Origin of the sequence: Yersinia mollaretii ATCC 43969, from assembly GCF_013282725.1 — a bacterium.
Taxonomy (GTDB): domain Bacteria; phylum Pseudomonadota; class Gammaproteobacteria; order Enterobacterales; family Enterobacteriaceae; genus Yersinia; species Yersinia mollaretii.
This window is the reverse complement of sequence record NZ_CP054043.1, coordinates 2,520,189-2,539,470: the sequence shown is the minus strand read 5'-3', so window position 1 is coordinate 2,539,470 and position 19,282 is coordinate 2,520,189. Positions and strand designations below refer to the sequence as shown.

Below are 19,282 nucleotides of genomic sequence, written 5' to 3'. Positions count from 1 at the left end.
TGCTGACTATTCTCTACTGAGACGATTTTCTACTGAAATTGTTTTCTATTGAGACTGTGGATATCCACTCCCATAAATGGCCCTAAATCGCTTTTGGGGCCACCCGAGTTGCTCCGAAGTTTTGATGCTGGCATCCCTGCCGGCGATAATAAAACATCCCTTTGATATTCTCTGGTGTTGACGCTAAAAGTAACAAAAAAATCCAGTCCATTCTTCATATTAACTATTTGAACATAAACATTTTAATTAATTCAACGTCAGTACGGGCACCCAGTTTTTTCATCGCTGAGCGTTTTTGCCCGCTCACTGTCTTCTCACTCTTTTTCAGAATTCTGGCGATATCACCGCCTGAAAAACCTTCATTAAATAACTTCAGCACAATATTTTCATTGGGAGTCAAATACTGACGCTCTGATGACGCCAGACTTAATACATGAGTACTTTTTCGCTCGGTTAAGTTTTCTTTAAGCCCACGAAGCTTGCGTTTAAACACAGTCGCTATTTTATTGGTGACGGCTTCGAGTGAGTCTTCTCTGAAGATCATCGTCACATTACTGAATCGTGGAATTCCCTGTAGAAAACTATTTAATCTAGCATCGCAAATCAAAAAAACATCTGCTTCTGAAGGTGATCTATCCAAACTTTTTAGTGCATCGAAAAAACTAAATTCATCAACGCCAATAAAAATGATATCGGCTGAATAGAATGATTTCCGATAGAATTTAATCTCTTTCTTAAACCCTAACGATGTGAATATTTTTTTTACGATAGCCACCATACCCAGTGTTTGATATTTATCGTTATCGACTATCATACAGCTTATCATATTGGCCACACCCGTTAGTGCCTAAGCACCCCTTAAATCATTAACTCAGACCTGTTTATAATGAAGGAAATATCATTAAAAATTATAAAGATAACCCAGGACACACCTCTGTTTGCTCAGTAAACCATAGGGGGGGCAGGAGATAAATAGGATGTCAACACCGGAAGGTGTAGGAAATGTCTTTTTCTATGGAAAATATTTCTTGGTTATTTGCTTATGATAAATTTCACTGGGCGTGACAGCTTTCAGATTGTATGCAAAAATATAGAAAAATTAGTAGTCTGAATAGGAAAGTCCCAATGCAAACCAGATACCCTATGACGCTGCTTTCTCATCTAACCTTATTAGTAGGTCAAGCTACTTTATGAGAAACGTCGGTTTACATGCCCTAAAAACGTTAAGCTGCTTTTCTGCTGTGACTTTCTATTCCGCCAGTAAAACCTGTACTGAACAGTGTTTTTTAGGTGGTGAAGTGATGAGTGTTCTTTACTTCTTGTCGATCATCGCGACCCCTTTGTTCTTCATGATTATTGGTTATATCGACTCCAATGATGAGATAGATCAACAAGATATCCTTAGAAAGTTAAAGTCTATCATCACCATTATTATCTTCTGGAACGTCCTCTTCTACTTTATCAATGAGGATGGTTTCAAGCGGGGCTATTTCCTGCAAAGTTGGCTATTATTCAGCATTGCTATTATTTATCTGATTAATCCGATAATCTCTAAAGTCTTAAAAAGTAACAGAACTGCAATAATCACCCTTTCATGCTTGGTTATCTTCTCTGTGACTATCGACCTAATCAGTGCATTGACTGAAAGACCCTACCTAATTGACTTCCCACAATATTTCAGGTTATGGACCTGGATTTTCTATTATATGACCGGTAGATTTTTGTGCTCGAGGATATGCCAAAAAATAACAAAGCTGCCGAGAATACGTTTCATTGCTAAAGTACTGCTCATCCCGACAGCTATTTCTATGTATTATTATGAAAGTTTTATGTCGATACATGTCTACAAAACAGTGAATGCGGGCTATTTCCTCGATAATTTGCACGTTTTAATTCTAAGTTTATGCTTATTTGTCATATTTGATAACTTTAATACTAAGCACGAGTGGATAAAGAAAACATTAGCCTATATCAGCCCTTCAATGATCGGGGTCTATATATTACATGATGGGATTTTCTATTTTATTTCCAGTGCATATAACTTATCAGATGTCACATTGAGATTTACACTCTTGCTATCCGTATTTGCCGCTTCGGTACTGTTATCAAGGCTCCTATTACTCAATAAATATACATCACGATTTATCTCATTTTAATAGATGTTATCTGATAGCCTCTGCATTAAGTGGGGCTATCAGTGCCCAGCAAGCAAGGGAGCTTAGCACTTTGCTTATTTATTGAATCTGGATCAGGGTTAGCGTATTACCAAACACCGCACCGGTATCGATATAAAGTTGATTTTTAAACAGCAATGGTTTCACCAGTGGTGTATGGCCGAAAATAAATTTATCTGCGCCCGTAATTTCCTCGCTCTCCCCCTTCATGGCAGCATTAAGGCGCTTGCGGTTCCATACCACTAAATGCTCATTGATAGGCCTGCCGTACACATATTCATTCGAAGGATAATCTGCATGGGCGATAACATATTTGCCGCGATCTGTCGTAATCTCTAGCACTAGCGGCAACTGCCCAGCCCGCTTAATAAGCTCTTCAACTTGAGATCTCTTGCTATCGTCCAGTAAGAAAAACCAGCGCCCGCCATTTGCCATCCAAGTATCAGCTTCGCCCCCTGCCAGCACCTCAATCGCCATTTGCTCATGATTGCCACGGACAGCACGAAACCAATTGGCATTGATTAGTTCATAACATTCAATATTCTGTGGGCCGCGATCCGCTAAATCCCCGACAGAGACCAGTAAATCAACCGCGCGCTCAAACTGCACACGCTCCAAAGCATCCATCAGTTTTTTATAGCAGCCATGAATATCACCGACAACAAAAATACGTCGGTATTCACTGCCATTGATTTTATGGTACATAGTAGGCTCCACAGTCAGTGCAATGCCTGTATTAACTTTAGTTTATTTGAGTGTGATTTGAGCAAAAAACGAGCAGGCAATAGAAAATCTAATTTTTACAATAGGTATCCATCGTAGTGGTCAACAAAAACAGGCCACGGTTTTAGAGTTTCCCAAAATAATCATTCTGTTTCATTGAATGACAGCCCACCATTATATTGATGGATACTCAACTGGCTGTAATAGCTAATCTGGATCAGGTTGAGAGTGACGTGACAGAATGCATTATCAATGCCAAGATAACATCATGAAAATAAAATAGATTGCCAACTGTCTGGATTGAATTAACGGAATATAATGATGAATGCAAAAATTGATCGGATCACACATGCCCTGACTTGTGTTTCTGTCTGGGGAGGATGGTTTGCGCTTTCATTTTCCCTGTTGCTGTTTCCAGACCATGTAAGAATGTATCGCTCTGGCATGGCCACACCTCTGTTGTACATCATTTTCTGGTTCCCCTTTGCATTGCTGGCGTGGAAGCACTATCAGAAGTCGTTTGGCTTGATGCCGCTGGGGAAAATAGCCCTGCGGGATATGTTGATCCCGGGTCTTGCGCTGCTAGGATTAACAGCAATTTTCCAGTTTTTTGGCCAGCCGGAGCCATGGATAGAAAGCTTGTTGCAGCCATCAATCTTCACCCAAATCCTGTTAGTAATAACCCTTTGCGTGTTAGCCCCGGTTTCGGAGGAGATTATCTTCCGTGGGTTCTTACTGAATACAGGGATGGGGTTTGGCCTTAGAGGTCGGCAGTTGGCGATAGTGATCACCTCTCTGCTGTTCGCACTGGTACACACTCAATATCTATTTCCGACGACATTTATTTCGCTGTTTATTTTTTCTGCGATCCTTTGTGAGGTCAGAATAAGAACCGGCAGCCTGCTAATGCCGATAGTGCTTCATTCTGCGAATAATATTGTCTCCATAGTCTGGGTGATGGCGTTGAATTAATGGACGCTTTGGATTTCCTGCATGCCTATATGTTGACTTTCTTCATCTTTTTCATGTCCCCTGAGACAGGACTGACATTAATGCCTTTACCGTTGCTGCTGACTAACCAAATACTGGGAGCAGGTCAATCTGTTAAACTCTGTTTTCACTCAGAGGAGATTGGTTCATGGAACTGTTACGCCCGATAATTATCACCATCGCACTGTCTACCGTTAGCTGCGCTACCCCTAGCAAACATGAAGAAACGAAGGAGTGTATGCAGTACCGCGTAATGATGACAGCGCCAATGCCGCAAGCTGCTGTTGATGACTTAAGAAAGAAGTGTGAGGAATCCAGATGATGGTGCTAAACCTGATAATAAAAAACCGCCCGTAGGCGGCTTGATAATAATATTTAATACATAACATGTGACGCCCGATATAGGGAATCTTCGTGCTATTTAATTATTTGTGCATCCACCGTTAGCTTGGCAGTGTTCATGTTCTGGAGTGCCGACATCTGGCCCCGTTGCGGGATCATTACAATACGGCCACCACTTGCTGGATGGATTGCATTCTTCAGCCATAGCACCCGCAGATACCGACATAATACCAACTAACAGTAAGCCTTTTAACATATCTTTCATCGTAACTTCCTCCATGATTAACCGCCTAAAGTGACGGACGATTCGACTATTGCTTTTAGTCACTTGCAATAGCCACCCTAATCATTAATTCATCACACCTACTAATCAATCAAATAAGTTGGTTTGTTTAACTACTATTGATAATAATTATTATCTTCATTGGTAATGCATTACATTTATGCTGTCTGTAACTGATAAAGATTATACGCTGATACATCAAGACAGCTCGACGCGCTGATTAACCAATACCTTAACCTGAAAAAAACCATAAATTTCAATGCAAAAAAAAGATAGCCAATTAGTAACTTATCATTGGTTTAATTATTGTTTCATCACTTATTGTAAAATAAAGGCCCACTAGACATATAAAGGAACCTTTTCATTTGAAAATTTCAATCATTGCAGCAACCGTTATATTCAGTGCCATTTTAAGTGGATGTGCCGTACAAAATGACAAAACACAGCTTCACGGCATAGGCTTGACATATCAGTCAGATATCAAAAAGCTAGATAACGGCGACTACTTCACAGAAGTTGAGGCTGCCCCTGCTGCAGGTCGAATTAAAGGTGCTATTGGCACAGCCAGCAAAAAAGCGTCAGATTTTTGTAGGACACAAAATAAAGCCATGAAAGAAGTGAAGACTGATATAGATACTCATTTACTCGTTAATGGCGTTGCTCGTCTTACCTTCCAGTGCGTATAAATATCCGTAAGGATTATTAATTTTCAATGATATCAAGAGAGCCGTTGTGACAATGGCTCTCAACGACACCGAATGCCGGTTATTACGAGACCAGACTGGCAACCACAAAAATGGGCGGATGGGAAAGCATAGAAATGGTGCGCCGGTATGTCCACTTGTCGCCAAATAATTTAACTGAGCATGCACGTAAAATTGATGATGTTATGGGGATTAATGTCACTAATTTGGCATTTTTGAAAAAGGTTGCTGATAATTAGAGGGTAAATCGAGGGTACTCATTGATTTTAATGGTCCTAAAGGAATTAAATTAAACGTGTGATATACTGTTAAATAAGTTAAATTTTCAAGACACCCCCAAATAACCTTCCCTCCCCAAACCTGTATAATTAAAAATACCAAGAATCGTGAAAGACGACATTTGCTATTAGAATGATTTAATATCATCGCATGGTTGTTATTTTACCATCAATTTAACAATTTATTATGGGTTCATAATGGCAATTAAAATTTCTCTATATATAACCAGAAAGTGGTCGATTCGGTAGGTTCATCTCTCCATAAAGTCGGTTCAGCACCCAACCACATTGATGAAAAATTAATGCAATTATTAATATAAATATTATTTTAAACTGATTATCTGGATACATAAATTGAGATACTTAAACGAAAAACAGGAAAATTCCTACAAAACCACCCCTAGTGTCTGATTATTTTTTGATCCGGATCACGTTATTGTGAGTTCATGAATTATCGTTGTAGTAATAAGTTTGATGCTCATATGTATTTTAAAAAGTAAACGAGAATTCATATTAATAAATTCATTCTTTTTATCATATTTTATATCAGGGTTATTACTTAAAATGAAATTATTTAACTACAAATTATCTTGTATCGCCTTAACTATTATATCTGCGATTAATACCACAACTTCTTATGCTGACATCGGTTTTACAGGTGATGTAATACCTGACAACCCTGATTGGGATATTCCAGGGGTAATAATTGTTGGTAATACGTCATTTGGTGCTATGGAGATTTTCAATGGTGGACCGTTGAACAGCGGAAATGGTGGAACGTTGACCAGCGGAAACGTAGCCGCTGGGCTATGGAGCTATATTGGCTATAGTTCTACAGCTACCGGTGAGGTAGTTATTACTGGCTCTGACTCTAAGTGGATAAATAACGGAGTGCTCTTTGTTGGTTATAACGGTAACGGCACATTACAGATATCGGATGGTGGAGTTGTAAATAACCCTGTTAACGCGACACATGTTGGTTTTGGTGTTGGGGCTGTTGGTTATCTTGAAGTCAGTGGAACTGGTTCACAACTAACCAACGGAGGTGAGTTACGCATTGGTGGCGAAAATGATAGTAATGGCATGATGCGAATTACCGATGGTGCTGTAGTCACCAACCAAAATGATGCTGATATTGCGTATCGCCCAGGTTCAACCGGTAGCGTTGAAGTCACAGGTCTAGGCTCAATCTGGAATGCTGGTAATCGTATGTTCATCGGCCATGAAGGTGATGGCAGTCTTAAAATCACCAATGGCGGCATTGTTACCACGGCAACGAAAGCAAGCGTTGCGGCAGGAACTACTTCAACCGGTTATGTAGAAGTGAGCGGTGCAGGTTCCCGCTGGCAAGTGGGTACATTGCTTGATATAGGAACAAATGGCCCTGCCACCATGGTTGTTTCTGATGGTGGTGTAGTAGCCAGTCAAAGCGGGAATATTAATGACTCTATCGGAGTGGTAGAAATTACCGGCACCGACTCTCGTTGGGATAATGCCGAGACCCTGCAAATTGGTTCATTTTACGCATCAGTAGGTTCTAATAGTACTCTAAATATCACTAATGGTGGTGTTGTAACTGATAGTTTTGGTTATGTTGGTGCAGGAAAAGATGCCACTGGCCAAGTAAATATCTCAGGTACAGATTCTTCTTGGCAAAACTCTAACAGCTTGGTTATAGGTAACAATGGAAATGGCTCTGTCGTCGTCTCCGATGGCGGGAATCTCAGTAGTTCTGGTAGCTATGTCGGCTATGCCGCTGGCTCAAAAGGTGACGTTTTGGTCACTGGTGTTAATTCCAATTGGGTTAATACAGGTGATATTAGTTTTGGGGAGTTTGGCGGTAACGCCTCACTGACTATTAATAACAGTGGGACTGTTAAAACCGATAATTTAATCATTGCTAAAGATGCAACTTCAACCGGAGTACTGAATATTGGTAGCGCAGCTAATTATACTGCTTCATCAGCCGGTTATATTAATACACCACTTATCACCTTAGGTAGCGGTGATAGCTCAATTGTCTTTAACCATATTGATACTGATTATCAGTTTAATTCTGCCATTGCTGGCAGTGGTAAAGTGGCAGTTTACAGTGGTATGACGGTATTAAATGGCGTAAATACCTATAGTGGTACGACAACGGTTAATGCTGGCACCTTAAAGGCTGGTGCGGCAAGCAGCTTCAGTACAGCTTCTGAATATATTGTCGAGACTGCGGGGGAACTGGATTTAGCCGGTTTCGACCAGACACTGAACAGTCTAAGTAATAGCGGTACTGTGAGCCTTAACGGTGCACCAGGTACGATTCTAACGGTATCCGGTGATTACATCGGCAATGACGGTCTGCTCAACTTTAACTCAGCACTCAATAATGATGCTTCAGTTACTGATAAATTAGTCGTTAATGGTAATACTGCTGGCACCACTCATGTGGCTGTAACTAACTTGGGTGGCAGTGGCGCGACGACATTAAACGGTATTGAGTTGATTAAGGTGAATGGACTGTCGAACGGTGAGTTTGTTAAGCAGGGACGTATTGTTGCCGGTGCGTATGATTACTCTCTGGCTCGCGGGGTAGGAACCAATGCGAGTAACTGGTATTTGACCAACGCAGTTGATCTTACCAACCCTGTTGAACCAGCATTAATTATTGAACGTCCGGAAGCTGGCAGTTACACAGCTAATCTAGCAGCGGCAAATGGTATGTTTGTCACGAGCTTACATGACCGTGTGGGTGAAACCCAATATATCGATGCATTGACTGGCGAACATAAAGTGACCAGTCTGTGGTTACGTAACGAGGGTGGTCATAACCGCTCTCGTGATACTTCGGGTCAACTGAGTACACAGGCTAATCGTTATGTCGTGCAACTAGGGGGCGATATTGCCCAATGGAGCAATAACGACAAAGACAGTACCCGCCTGGGCGTTATGGCCGGGTATGGTAACAGCAAAAGCACCACTGTTTCACAACTGTCCGGTTACAACGCAAAAGGGACAACTGATGGTTACAGCTTGGGTGTATACGGTACTTGGTATGCTAACGAAGCCGATAAATCTGGCTTATATGTGGACAGCTCTGCGCAATACAGCTGGTTCAACAACACTGTTCACGGTCAAAACTTGGAAAATGAAGAGTACAAATCTAAAGGTGTGACTGCCTCTCTTGAAAGTGGCTATACCTTTAAAGTGGGTGAAAATGCAGCTAAGAATGCCACCTACTTTATCCAGCCTAAAGCGCAGGTTTCCTGGATGGGTGTTAAAGCTGACGACCATAAAGAAGCCAACGGCACTAATGTTTTTGGTGAAGGTGATGGAAATATCCAAACCCGTCTAGGTGTAAAAGCCTTTATGAATGGTTACAGCGATCTGGATAAGGGTAAAGACCGTGAATTCCAGCCGTTTATTGAAGCAAACTGGATCCACAATACTAAGGACTTTGGTACCACAATGGATAATGTAACCGTGAAGCAAGACGGTGCCGCCAATATTGGTGAACTGAAAGTGGGTGTAGAAGGCCAGATAAATAAGAAAGTGAATGTCTGGGGTAATGTCGGACAGCAAATTGGTAATAAAGGCTATAGCGATACTGCAGTGATGTTAGGAATTAAATATAACTTCTAATACTGTCTAACAAATTATAGGTAAATAGACCGGGCCATTAAGCCCGGTTTTGTATTTATGATTTGACTCGGCAGGAGGTTTATTAATAGTTGGCTGTCGGTCATGTCCACGTCAGTTCTCCCACAATGGGCAGCTCAGTCGCGGCCAGTTGAACATCATCGGTCGGGCTGACCAGAACATGCTTATACTCCCCGGTGGCAATGCTGATCGCTTCGTTAATACGAGAGTGATCCAGCACTCCCCCGGCACCTCATCACGCAGAAATATGGCAGGGTGTAGAGGCTGAAGGTTTGCAGTTTATAGCTGGTGGGGTAGTTGAAAGGGGTATGTTACAACCACCTGAAAATGTAAAACCTGGCTCTTTGATGCGCTGGATTAATGCAACTCACCTTTCACAGTGGGGTGAACGGAGAGATGGTCAGAGTGGTATTCCTGAATTATTACGACGCTTAATTTTTGCAACGGTAGGTCCTGCCGCAAAAGTTCATTTCCCATCAGATGAGAGTGTGCAATATCCTGGTTGGGATGGTGAGTGTAAAACGAGTTTGGGTTTGGGCTTTGTTCCTGAGGGTGATTCTGTTTGGGAAATTGGTGCTCAACGTACCTCTATCCGCGCTAAGGCAGAAGAGGATTTTAATAAAAGATCTGGGAATCCACTCGGGTATAGTCCAGACAAAACAACGTATGTATTCGTTACTCCACAACGCTTTCCTGGTAAAAATAAGTGGGTAGAGGAGAAAAAAGCTCTCAATATTTGGCTGAATGTCTGTGCCATTGACGCTGATGATCTTGTCCATTGGTTAGAAATCTACCCTGCGGTCGCTCAGTGGTTGTCAGTAAAAATAGGTCATCGGCCACAGGGATTACGTAATATTGAAGAGTCATGGAGCGAGTGGATTCACGCAACGAGAACACCTCTCACTCCCGATGTTATCTTGGCCGGACGTGATGAAGAAAAAACAAAAGTCCTTAGGTGGTTAAGAGATTCACCGCAACAACTCTCGGTGCAAGCCGAAGCTCCCGATGAAGCACTAGCTTTTCTTTATGCGTCTATAAGTCCTCTGCCTGAAGAGTATAAGCTGTTCTATTGGAGTAAATGTGTCGTAGTTGACAACGCAACAACAGCCCGGCAATTAGCTGGTTTAGGCATGCCATTAATCATTGTTCTCACTATTTCAGAACCGGGGATTGCACAATCTCTTGTTAATAATGGTCACCATGTCTACGCTATCTATGGCTCAGATGTGTCTCATCTATCCGGTCATTCAATACGCCTCCCCCGTCCCTGGAGATTTGAGCTAAAAATAGCATTAACTCATGCTGGATTAAATGAGGAAGATGCTCATCGTTATGCACACGCATCAGGCCGCAGTATTACGGTATTAAGGCGTTTAATGCCCATAGCCCCAGACTATAAACCACAATGGGCTGAACATGTTTCATCTGAGCTTATTGCCGCAATGTTCGCGGGGGGCTGGGATGAAACCTCATCTCAAGATCAAAAAATTATTAGTGATTTAGCTGGTTGCTCTTATGAGCAGGTAGAAGAAATCTTGGCACCGCTAGCATCCACTTTTGGTGGTCCATTAATTCGCTCTGGTAATCTTTGGAAAGTAGTTTCATTACGAGATCTTTGGACTCAAGTAGGTAATCAGCTAACTTCCAACCAACTAAAGCGCTTTGAGAATGCGTTCCATTCGGTGATGAGCGCCATTGATCCCCATTTTGAGACTCAACCTAATACCGATACCTTCTATGAAGATAATAGCGTAGGGAAACCATCAGGTAGCATCAGACGTGGCTTAACAGAATCGATGATTGCCTTGGCTGTTTTCCCTGAGGTAGCAACGCTTATTACAGATGTATCTTCTCATGTGAATAGTGCGATGTATAAGTTGCTTAATAATGCAACTGAGCCACTTTGGTGGTCTTTGTCTCAGGATTTCCATAATCTTGCAGAAGCTGCCCCGACGGTATTTCTAGACGCTGTAGAAGCTGGGTTGGAAGGCGATTCACCTCAGATTTTGTCATTATTCCGAAGTGATGAAGGGATAATGCAACCCACAGAGTATCTTTCAAGTTTATTATGGGCATTAGAGATGTTAGCGCGTAGCCCGCGTTATCTAATGCAATCTGCACTTTTACTTGCTTGGTTAGATGATGTTGATCCTGGAGGTCGATGGGGAAACCGTCCAGCAGTTTCATTAAGGCGGATTTTTGTTAGTTGGTCACCACAAACTTATGCTAATTCATCACAACGTATTAAGGTCATTGATCGGATCATCTCGCTGCATCCAATTGCTGGTTGGAAGTTATTGCTCGCATTAGCACCTCGTTCACACGATACTTCAGAACCTTCTTCTATGCCAAATTGGCGTGATTTCACTCCTAATGAGCCGGAGTCGATTATCTGGTCCTCTGTTGCAACAGCAGCATGTGAAATCGGTGACAGATTATTAATGTATATAAATGGGAGGTCCGAACGGTGGTTTGAACTTTTTCACCTTTGGGGGAATTTTGATTCAAACTGGAAATTTTCAGCAGCTAAGCAATTAACTGATTACTCCCTTAACCTCACATCTACTGATGAAAAAGAAAGGTTGTGGAATGAGTTACGGCGTTTTTTACAGAGAAACCGTGGCTTCAAAGATGCTCCATGGGCTCTGTCTGAAGAAGAATTAACACCATTGGATGCTATATTTCTTTCACTAACACCAGAAAATGTCGAGGAGCGTTTTCGCTGGCTATTTTGTGCGGGGGCCAATGAGTTAGGCGAAAATTATGATTGGCAAACACAACGAAATAGGCTCGAAGAGAGACAATCGGAAGCAGTAGAGTTCTTACTTGCAGAACTTGAATTTGAACAAATATTTCATTTCTCTTCAACAATTACGCAGCACTACGATTTTGGTCTTGCTTTAGCGCGATCCTCAACAAAGTGTGGGCATAAACATATTCTAATGAAAAAAGCCCTAATGTCTGGTGATTTAGATATAGCAAATATTGGTTTGGGAATTCTTTATGGACTCAAAGCCACGAAAGGTTCAGAAAGCGAAACTTGGGTTCAAGCATTATGGGAACAAGCTATAACTGAGAATTGGGGGGAGTTAGCGGAAGTACGCATTGCCCAAGTTTTGCCAACTATAATGTCGCTTTGGCTTAAAATTGAGTCAAGACCAGGCAATATTAGTAAAATATATTGGGAAACCCTCCCTGTATTTATGGTTTCCGGAAATGTAGAGGCTAAATATGTCATTGACTATTTACTTTTGGCAAATAGAAGTCACGATGCCCTTGCGTGGCTTTCTAATAATATAACAATTAAACCAGATGGTTCTCTTATTATTAGAGCAATGCATGCTGCTGTAAGTGCCAAAGAAAAATTCAATAATGATAATACGATGTCGAGCTATTATATCGGTATTCTCTTGGATTATTTGGAGAGTGATGTAAATACTTCAAAAGAAGAAATTGTGAGGCTAGAATGGATCTACTTCCAAGTCTTACGCCATTCACGACATCCAGCCAGGAACCTACATCAGGCTCTAGCCCGAGATCCTGTATTTTTTACTTCCCTAATGAAATTACTCTACCTGCCTAAAGAAGATAGTGATGTGGTTGAACCTGAACCAACAAATCCTAAGCAAGCCCGTGATATGGCAAGCCAGGCATATCAAGTTTTGCATGATTGGAGCATCGTACCTGGTACAGATCAACACGGGACTATTGACTCTTCTGCGTTGATGTCATGGGTCAAACAAGCTCGTCAATTATTGAAGGCTGCAGGTCGTGGTGAAATTGGTGATGACAAGATAGGCATGATTCTCTCTGCCGCAAAGCGAACAAAAAATGAAGCATGGCCGCCAGAACCTGTTCGAGAAGTTCTTGAGTATGCACGGAGCAGAGCAATGGACGATGGTTTTAAAGTTGGGGTTTACAACCGTCGTGGCGTAACTATACGTATGCCACATGATGGAGGGGAGCAAGAACGAATACTGGTAGAGCGCTATAAACAAGATGCTGATGATCTTCGATTTGAATGGCCTCGTACGGCAGCTTGCCTAGACCGTATTGCTGCAAGCTATCAACAAGATGCAATTCGGGAAGATCTCAGTGCGGACCAAGGGGATTGGTTATAAACCCTCTTATCATAATTGAATTTATTGAATTTTTTTAAATATGCAAAGGAGATTACATGCAAAGAAATTTATTAAAATACTTAAAATCCTTCACAGGTAAAATAAGAAAATGCCAAGAAGAAGCTGTTGAGAAATTCTTTAAATTTAAGAAAAAAAATATTCGTGATAAGGCATGCTTAATTAACTTGCCAACGGGAGCGGGTAAAACAGGTGTCATAAGTTTAATATCGCATCTAAGTAAAGAGAGAAATATTTTAATTATCTGTCATAGGAGAGCAGTTAAGGAACAGCTCTATAAAGAAGTATCAAGTAGATTTTTTAGAGTGACGTTAAACGATCCAGATATAAAATTAAAAAATACATTTAAAAACATTAATAATTTAAATGAAGAAGGTATATATATATCAACATTTCAAAAACTATCAATGTTATCACCAGAAGACCTAGATAAGACACAAAGTTTCTTTGATCTTATTATTATTGATGAGGGTCATTCTGAACCATCTCCTGTATGGCGAGAAATCGTACGGCAATCAGATGCAATAAAAGTTGTAATAACGGCAACACCATATAGAAATGATCTTTTCGAATTAAACGTTGACTTAGATGATTATTTTATCTTTACATTTAAACAGGCTATTTCTGATAAAATAATTACTGAGCCAAATTTCATTCAAGTGAATTCAATGGAGAAAATGCTTCAAGAAGTACAGATTTTTCTAGCGAAAAATGAAAACATAAAATGCATAATAAAATGTAAAGATGCTAATGACATATATCTATACCACGAGTCAATTTCTAAAAAATTCAAAACAGCAAGTATACATGAGACATTTAGAAATGATGAAGCTAGCGGTAAGTTTAAATCAGTAAATTCCGCATTAAAATCTGACAACATAAGAGTTCTAATTCATCAACATAAACTTGATGAAGGTGTAGATTTTCCTGAAGCAAAATTACTAGTTTTAACCTATCAAGTTGGAAGTGGTAGAGAATTAGTTCAAACTATTGGGAGAGTTGTTAGGAATTACAATTCAATAAAACCGATGATAATAGATCTAGCTAGTTCATCCAATGAAAGAATGTGGCAAAGTTACCGCGTATTTGATGACTACATATCCACACCTAGCGGTTCAAAAGGATTTATAAAATCGCTAAGCACAACTAACCTAATAAAAGGATTTCTTGATAACTTCCCTGAATACAGCTACTTCTCCAGTCGTTTCAGAGAAAGATTGGACTTGCAATCCATAAATGCCAATGATATTTCAATACCATTGGCATCCGTTTGTTTTATAGAAAAAGGGCCTAATTACTCAACACCTCTTCTCTTGGATAAGATATATTGGGAACTGCATACACAAGGTTCACTCGTTAAACAAATAGAAAATGACCATGATGTATCCATATATCTATACATATCATTCAATAGCTCTAGGTATCTTTCTGATAAACTATTTTTTGAACCTAAATTAGAAATAATAATAATTAAAGAGCTATCTAATAGCATAGCTATATTTGACAGTTCTGGTGGCAAGTATGCTAACAGAATCGACTTAAACCTTGTAAATCCTATAAATATTAACAGATTAACAGCATTAGCAGCAGTTACTAAGGCCCGTGAAATAAAAGAGGCTCACTCAAGGGCCATAGGTACTGCAAAGAATAGACCGGAAGCGATATCCTTAAAAGGTAAAAACCTAGAAAATATAAATAGTACTCAGCGTAATGCAATGTATACATTAACAACATTGAAAGTAGTTAATAAGGATGAACAAGGGAAAAGTGATAGTAGTTTCTATTTAGGAGTCAGGTCTGGTCGAGTTTCTGACCAAATGGAAAGGAATTTTAGTATAGAAGAACTATCTGAATGGATTGAAAAAATAGATTTAGGAACAGCCAAGGAAGCAACTAATAATGGCAGATTGATAAAATCCTTCTCACAACCTATAAATGAAAAACCTAATTCCAATATAGTTTCAATTATTCTAGACCTATCAGATTTCGACACTGAATTAATTTCCGAAAAGAATTTCCTACCAGACTATTATTACCTTCAATATTCAGAGAATGAAGGTGCGGAGTTTTTTATTGGTTCAACGTCATTTAAAATACACACTAATTATGCAGAAGAGAAACATAGCTACTTTTTGACAACCACTAACAACAATGATGATTTCAATAAAATAATATCTTATTTAAACAATGACTCTTTTAGGATTCTTTTCTTAGACGGAACAACATACAGTGCATCGAAATTTTATAGATTCTCACTTCCTTGTGAAAAAGGTGTTACGGCTGAGGAAAGTTGGGCAGGACGCTCACTTATAAGCATTCCAGCACTGCTTTCTAAGGGCCTTAAAGAAAAGGGAAAATATGATAAAAAAGATATGTATATTAATACCACAAGCACAAAATTTGATAAAGATTCTATTTTTTATTTGATTGATCAATTAAGTAACTATTCTAATGATAATCCTACCATTATCGAACTAGGCCCTTTTTATTCGTTTATCCCCAATTGCGACCTTGTTATTTGCACAGACATGAATACTGAGCCGTGTGATTTCATCGTTTCGTCTGCTGAAAAATTATGTTTCATTCATGTAAAATGTGGGGATTCACAAAGTTCGCCTAAGTCATCTGCTGGAGCAATTGCAGAAGTCGGTAGTCAGGCAATGAAAAATTTATTATACCTAATTTCACATTCAACTAACAATATACCTGGGAACTTTTCCATCTGGGATAAGCCATGGCCTTCACCAACAGCAAAACATCAACTTAACTCTCGTTTTCGGCTTGCTTTCAATAAAAAGGGAATAATTCCAGATGCGAAAAACAAGCTTAAGGATAAAGCTTGGGAATTGATTTCAGAAAGAAGAAAATCACCGCTATGCAGTAAAGAAATATGGATAGTAATGGGTAATTCTTTCTCTAAACAGCATTTTATTGAAGAGATGTCTAAGGAAACCAACCAGCAATCTGAAACGATCCAAGCATTCCAATTAATTGAAGATTGGCTAAGTACGGCTGATGAAATGGGTATAGATATTAAAATATTCACATCATAATAAACTAACTTCCCCGACACATTTCAGTTCATCGGGGAAGTCATGCATAATCAATTCAACTGATTAACTTTATCAAATGACTAATAAATATAATTCTCTATCTAAAGCATATTCATAATGAAGTGTTCTTAGTTATACACTTGAATATTTTCTGCCCAAAGGACACTGTCTTCCAACTCATCCACATAATCCCCATACCACTGCAACATCTCCCTGCGCTGCTCCAGATACTGCGCATGGTTGTATGTCCCACGAATGGTGTTCTTATCCACATGCGCAAGCTGTAACTCGATCCATGCCGTGTTATAGCCCTGTTCATGCAGGATAGTACTCATCGTGTGCCGGAAACCGTGCCCCGTAGCCTTCCCATGATAACCAATCCTTTTCAGTACCTGGTTGATACTCGCTTCACTCATCGGTTTCGTAATGTCGTTACGGCCTGGGAAAACCAGGTTGTAACGGCCCGTCACTGCCTGGATCTCTCGCAGTGCTGCCACAACTTGATCGGACAGAGGGACCAGGTGCGGACGACGCATCTTCATCCTTTCGACCGGAACTTCCCAAACACGTTTATCGAAATCAAACTCTTTCCATTCAGCCTGGCGGAGTTCGACGGTGCGAACTCCGGTCAACATCAGAATACGAGTAGCCAGTCGGGTAATCGGGCTACCAGAGTACGCGGCAAGAGCCTGTAAGAAATCAGGGAGTTCATCAGCTAACAGGTGGGGATAATGGGTGGATCTAGGTGCAGTTAAAGCACTTGCCAGTTCAGAGGCAGGGTTTGTTTCAGCTCTGCCGGTGACGATGGCATAGCGGAATACCTGATTGCAGGCCTGACGGATTTTACGCAGCTTATCGAGCACACCCCGCTTTTCAAGTTTACGCAGCGAACTGAGCACTTCGAGTGGTTTGATCTCAGCAATGGGACGCTTACCAATATCAGGAAAGATGTCGTTCTCGAATGCTTCCATCAGATCTTCGGCATAGCCTTTCGACCAGTTAGGCCGCTTGTACTCATGCCATTCCAGGGCGATAGCCTTGAAGGTATTTTCGACATTGGCCTTTTGAGCCAATTTTTCTGCTTTCTTTTCTTCTCCAGGATCTCCACCTAAAGCGATCACTTTACGAGCTTCTTCTCGCTTCAAGCGAGCATCAGCCAAAGAGATATCAGGATAAACACCAATAGAGAGCTTTTTTTCTTTACCCAAAAAACGATACTTCAAACGCCAGTACTTCGCACCGTTAGGCTTTACTAACAGATACAGGCCACCGCCATCAGTGAGCTTATATTCTTTTTCTTTGGGTTTTGCAGTATCAATCTGTCGTGCATTTAGTGGCATAAAGGGGCCCCTAATTTCCATTGAACGAGATGAGCCCCCTCAAAGGCCCCCAGATACCACTTGATTTAGGTATAACTGAGTTGACTTCGATAGAACTCGTGACAGAAAAATTCAGTAATTTCAGGGAGTATAAGGGATAAAAAGAGAATTCAGTAGAGGTGTATTGACTTGAAAATGGTACGCCCTACAGGGCTCGAACCTGTGACCTACGGCTTAGAAGGCCGTTGCTCTATCCAACTGAGCTAAGGGCGCATTTGATATTCACCGCAGCATAGAACGCCGTGGGTAGTCAGTTGCGGGTTGGATTATACGGGCCGTCGCTTTCGAGTCAATGGGTTTTCACCTGACTGTTTATCAACTGGCTATTTAATCGTTAATTAATCGTTATTATACGCCTGACAGCGCGCCCCGCTTCTGACAAAATAGGTAAATTCCTGTTTTTTTCAATTGATGGACCCCTCCACTGATGTCAGCAAAAATTATTGATGGTAAAACGATTGCGCAGCAGGTCAGAAGCGAAGTTGCTGCGTTAGTACAGAAACGTCTGGCGACAGGTAAGCGAGCTCCCGGCCTTGCTGTTGTATTGGTTGGCGAGAATCCGGCGTCACAAATATACGTCGCCAGCAAACGTAAGGCATGCGAAGAGGTCGGTTTTATCTCTCGCTCTTATGACCTCCCGATAACCACCACTGAAGCTGAACTGCTAGCATTGATTGATTCATTGAATGGCGATAATGAGATCGATGGAATTCTGGTACAACTACCACTGCCTGCTGGCATTGATAATGTCAAAGTGCTGGAACGCATTCATCCCGATAAAGATGTCGACGGATTCCATCCTTACAACGTGGGTCGCTTATGCCAACGTGCCCCCAAGCTACGCCCTTGCACCCCACGTGGTATCGTGACCCTGCTTGATCGCTATAACATCCCCACTTACGGCCTAAACGCTGTCGTGGTCGGCGCATCCAATATTGTGGGTCGCCCAATGAGCCTTGAGTTACTGCTGGCTGGCTGCACCACGACCGTTACGCATCGCTTTACCAAAAATTTGCGCCAGCATGTCGAAAATGCTGACTTATTAGTTGTTGCGGTGGGTAAACCCGGTTTTATTCCCGGTGAGTGGATAAAACCAGGCGCTATCGTAATTGATGTCGGCATTAACCGACTGGAAAGTGGTAAAGTGGTCGGTGATGTAGAATTTGATGTCGCCGTTGAACGTGCGGGTTGGATTACACCGGTTCCCGGTGGCGTTGGGCCAATGACCGTTGCGACACTGATACAAAATACCTTGCAAGCCTGCGAGGAATATCACGACATCAACGATAATTGATTGAAAGGATAGTAATGGACATTTTTCATTTGGAAAAACACCCGCACGTTGAGCTGTGTGACTTATTAAAGTTGCAAGGCTGGAATGATAGCGGTGCCTCAGCAAAAGCCGCCATCGCTGATGGTCAGGTAAAAGTCGACGGAAATGTAGAAACGCGCAAGCGCTGCAAAATCATTGCTGACCAAGTTGTTGAGTTTCAAGGCATGAAAGTGCAGGTTAAAGCCTAATAATCTCGACAATCACGAGTTTAGTTTGCTTATGCCAATGATATTGGCAAAAAA

13 protein-coding genes, 1 tRNA gene and 1 pseudogene are annotated in these 19,282 nt (G+C 41.0%); 9 read left to right on the top strand and 6 right to left on the bottom strand.

From position 1 onward, the window contains the following. Window positions 1-223 precede the first annotated feature (223 nt). Entirely contained in the window at window positions 224-814 is a 591-nt protein-coding gene (locus HRD69_RS11205) for a helix-turn-helix transcriptional regulator (protein WP_032812932.1), read from the bottom strand. A gap of 376 nt (window positions 815-1,190) precedes the next feature. Here HRD69_RS11205 and HRD69_RS11200 point away from each other — a divergent pair, with 376 nt between their 5' ends. Beyond that, the gene (locus HRD69_RS11200) at window positions 1,191-2,156 is read left to right on the top strand and encodes an acyltransferase (RefSeq protein ID WP_004873335.1); all 966 of its coding nucleotides are present in this window, start codon (window positions 1,191-1,193) and stop codon (window positions 2,154-2,156) included. Between the two features lie 78 nt (window positions 2,157-2,234). On the opposite strand, the gene HRD69_RS11195 is transcribed toward HRD69_RS11200, so the two are convergent. After that, window positions 2,235-2,879, bottom strand: coding sequence for a metallophosphoesterase (locus HRD69_RS11195; protein WP_004873336.1), 645 nt, complete (start codon window positions 2,877-2,879; stop codon window positions 2,235-2,237). Window positions 2,880-3,218: 339 nt separating this feature from the next. Between HRD69_RS11195 and HRD69_RS11190 the strand changes: the two genes are divergently transcribed. Continuing rightward, on the top strand, window positions 3,219-3,869 hold the full coding sequence (locus HRD69_RS11190; protein WP_032812933.1) for a CPBP family intramembrane glutamic endopeptidase: 651 nt from the start codon (window positions 3,219-3,221) through the stop codon (window positions 3,867-3,869). A gap of 439 nt (window positions 3,870-4,308) precedes the next feature. Here the strand turns inward: HRD69_RS11190 and HRD69_RS11185 are convergent, their stop codons facing one another. Next, complete coding sequence (locus tag HRD69_RS11185; protein ID WP_032812934.1) at window positions 4,309-4,494, bottom strand: hypothetical protein; 186 nt, start codon at window positions 4,492-4,494, stop codon at window positions 4,309-4,311. Between the two features lie 383 nt (window positions 4,495-4,877). On the opposite strand from HRD69_RS11185, the gene HRD69_RS11180 reads away from it, so the two are divergent. The 3 genes and pseudogenes from HRD69_RS11180 to HRD69_RS11170 all read left to right on the top strand — a co-directional run bounded on the left by HRD69_RS11180 (window position 4,878) and on the right by HRD69_RS11170 (window position 9,118). Continuing rightward, window positions 4,878-5,198 carry a hypothetical protein gene (locus tag HRD69_RS11180; protein WP_032812935.1) on the top strand — a complete coding sequence of 107 codons (321 nt, stop codon included), beginning with the start codon at window positions 4,878-4,880 and terminating at the stop codon, window positions 5,196-5,198. Window positions 5,199-5,305: 107 nt separating this feature from the next. Further along, window positions 5,306-5,455: pseudogene (locus HRD69_RS11175) on the top strand (integrase); the annotation flags it as partial. A 603-nt stretch (window positions 5,456-6,058) separates the two neighbouring features. After that, entirely contained in the window at window positions 6,059-9,118 is a 3,060-nt protein-coding gene (locus tag HRD69_RS11170; RefSeq protein ID WP_004873342.1) for an autotransporter outer membrane beta-barrel domain-containing protein, read from the top strand. 100 nt (window positions 9,119-9,218) lie between these two features. Here HRD69_RS11170 and HRD69_RS11165 read toward each other — a convergent pair whose 3' ends face one another. Beyond that, complete coding sequence (locus HRD69_RS11165) at window positions 9,219-9,356, bottom strand: hypothetical protein (protein WP_004873343.1); 138 nt, start codon at window positions 9,354-9,356, stop codon at window positions 9,219-9,221. 88 nt (window positions 9,357-9,444) lie between these two features. Here HRD69_RS11165 and HRD69_RS11160 point away from each other — a divergent pair, with 88 nt between their 5' ends. Together HRD69_RS11160 and HRD69_RS11155 are read left to right on the top strand one after the other, a co-directional pair. After that, complete coding sequence (locus HRD69_RS11160; protein WP_004873344.1) at window positions 9,445-13,257, top strand: hypothetical protein; 3,813 nt, start codon at window positions 9,445-9,447, stop codon at window positions 13,255-13,257. 56 nt (window positions 13,258-13,313) lie between these two features. Continuing rightward, entirely contained in the window at window positions 13,314-16,328 is a 3,015-nt protein-coding gene (locus HRD69_RS11155) for a DEAD/DEAH box helicase (RefSeq protein ID WP_172984615.1), read from the top strand. Window positions 16,329-16,456: 128 nt separating this feature from the next. On the opposite strand, the gene HRD69_RS11150 is transcribed toward HRD69_RS11155, so the two are convergent. Both HRD69_RS11150 and HRD69_RS11145 read right to left on the bottom strand, forming a co-directional pair. Continuing rightward, on the bottom strand, window positions 16,457-17,668 hold the full coding sequence (locus HRD69_RS11150) for a tyrosine-type recombinase/integrase (protein WP_004873347.1): 1,212 nt from the start codon (window positions 17,666-17,668) through the stop codon (window positions 16,457-16,459). 175 nt (window positions 17,669-17,843) lie between these two features. Further along, a tRNA-Arg gene (locus HRD69_RS11145) sits at window positions 17,844-17,920 on the bottom strand. Window positions 17,921-18,134: 214 nt separating this feature from the next. On the opposite strand from HRD69_RS11145, the gene folD reads away from it, so the two are divergent. Together folD and ybcJ are read left to right on the top strand one after the other, a co-directional pair. After that, window positions 18,135-19,001: a bifunctional methylenetetrahydrofolate dehydrogenase/methenyltetrahydrofolate cyclohydrolase FolD gene (gene folD, locus HRD69_RS11140; RefSeq protein WP_004873348.1), complete on the top strand. Its 867-nt coding sequence runs from the start codon at window positions 18,135-18,137 to the stop codon at window positions 18,999-19,001. A 14-nt stretch (window positions 19,002-19,015) separates the two neighbouring features. Next, window positions 19,016-19,228: a ribosome-associated protein YbcJ gene (gene ybcJ, locus HRD69_RS11135; protein ID WP_004873349.1), complete on the top strand. Its 213-nt coding sequence runs from the start codon at window positions 19,016-19,018 to the stop codon at window positions 19,226-19,228. The last annotated feature ends 54 nt before the right edge of the window (window positions 19,229-19,282 follow it).

Bases quoted from the DNA above. Each gene is read 5' to 3' on its own strand.
- HRD69_RS11195 (WP_004873336.1), bottom strand. From the start codon at position 2,879: ATGTACCATAAAATCAATGGCAGTGAATACCGACGTATTTTTGTTGTC.
- HRD69_RS11150 (WP_004873347.1), bottom strand. From the start codon at position 17,668: ATGCCACTAAATGCACGACAGATTGATACTGCAAAACCCAAAGAAAAA.
- HRD69_RS11170 (WP_004873342.1), top strand. From the start codon at position 6,059: ATGAAATTATTTAACTACAAATTATCTTGTATCGCCTTAACTATTATA.
- HRD69_RS11205 (WP_032812932.1), bottom strand. From the start codon at position 814: ATGATAGTCGATAACGATAAATATCAAACACTGGGTATGGTGGCTATC.
- ybcJ (WP_004873349.1), top strand. From the start codon at position 19,016: ATGGACATTTTTCATTTGGAAAAACACCCGCACGTTGAGCTGTGTGAC.
- folD (WP_004873348.1), top strand. From the start codon at position 18,135: ATGTCAGCAAAAATTATTGATGGTAAAACGATTGCGCAGCAGGTCAGA.
- HRD69_RS11155 (WP_172984615.1), top strand. From the start codon at position 13,314: ATGCAAAGAAATTTATTAAAATACTTAAAATCCTTCACAGGTAAAATA.
- HRD69_RS11185 (WP_032812934.1), bottom strand. From the start codon at position 4,494: ATGAAAGATATGTTAAAAGGCTTACTGTTAGTTGGTATTATGTCGGTA.
- HRD69_RS11160 (WP_004873344.1), top strand. From the start codon at position 9,445: ATGTTACAACCACCTGAAAATGTAAAACCTGGCTCTTTGATGCGCTGG.
- HRD69_RS11190 (WP_032812933.1), top strand. From the start codon at position 3,219: ATGAATGCAAAAATTGATCGGATCACACATGCCCTGACTTGTGTTTCT.
- HRD69_RS11200 (WP_004873335.1), top strand. From the start codon at position 1,191: ATGAGAAACGTCGGTTTACATGCCCTAAAAACGTTAAGCTGCTTTTCT.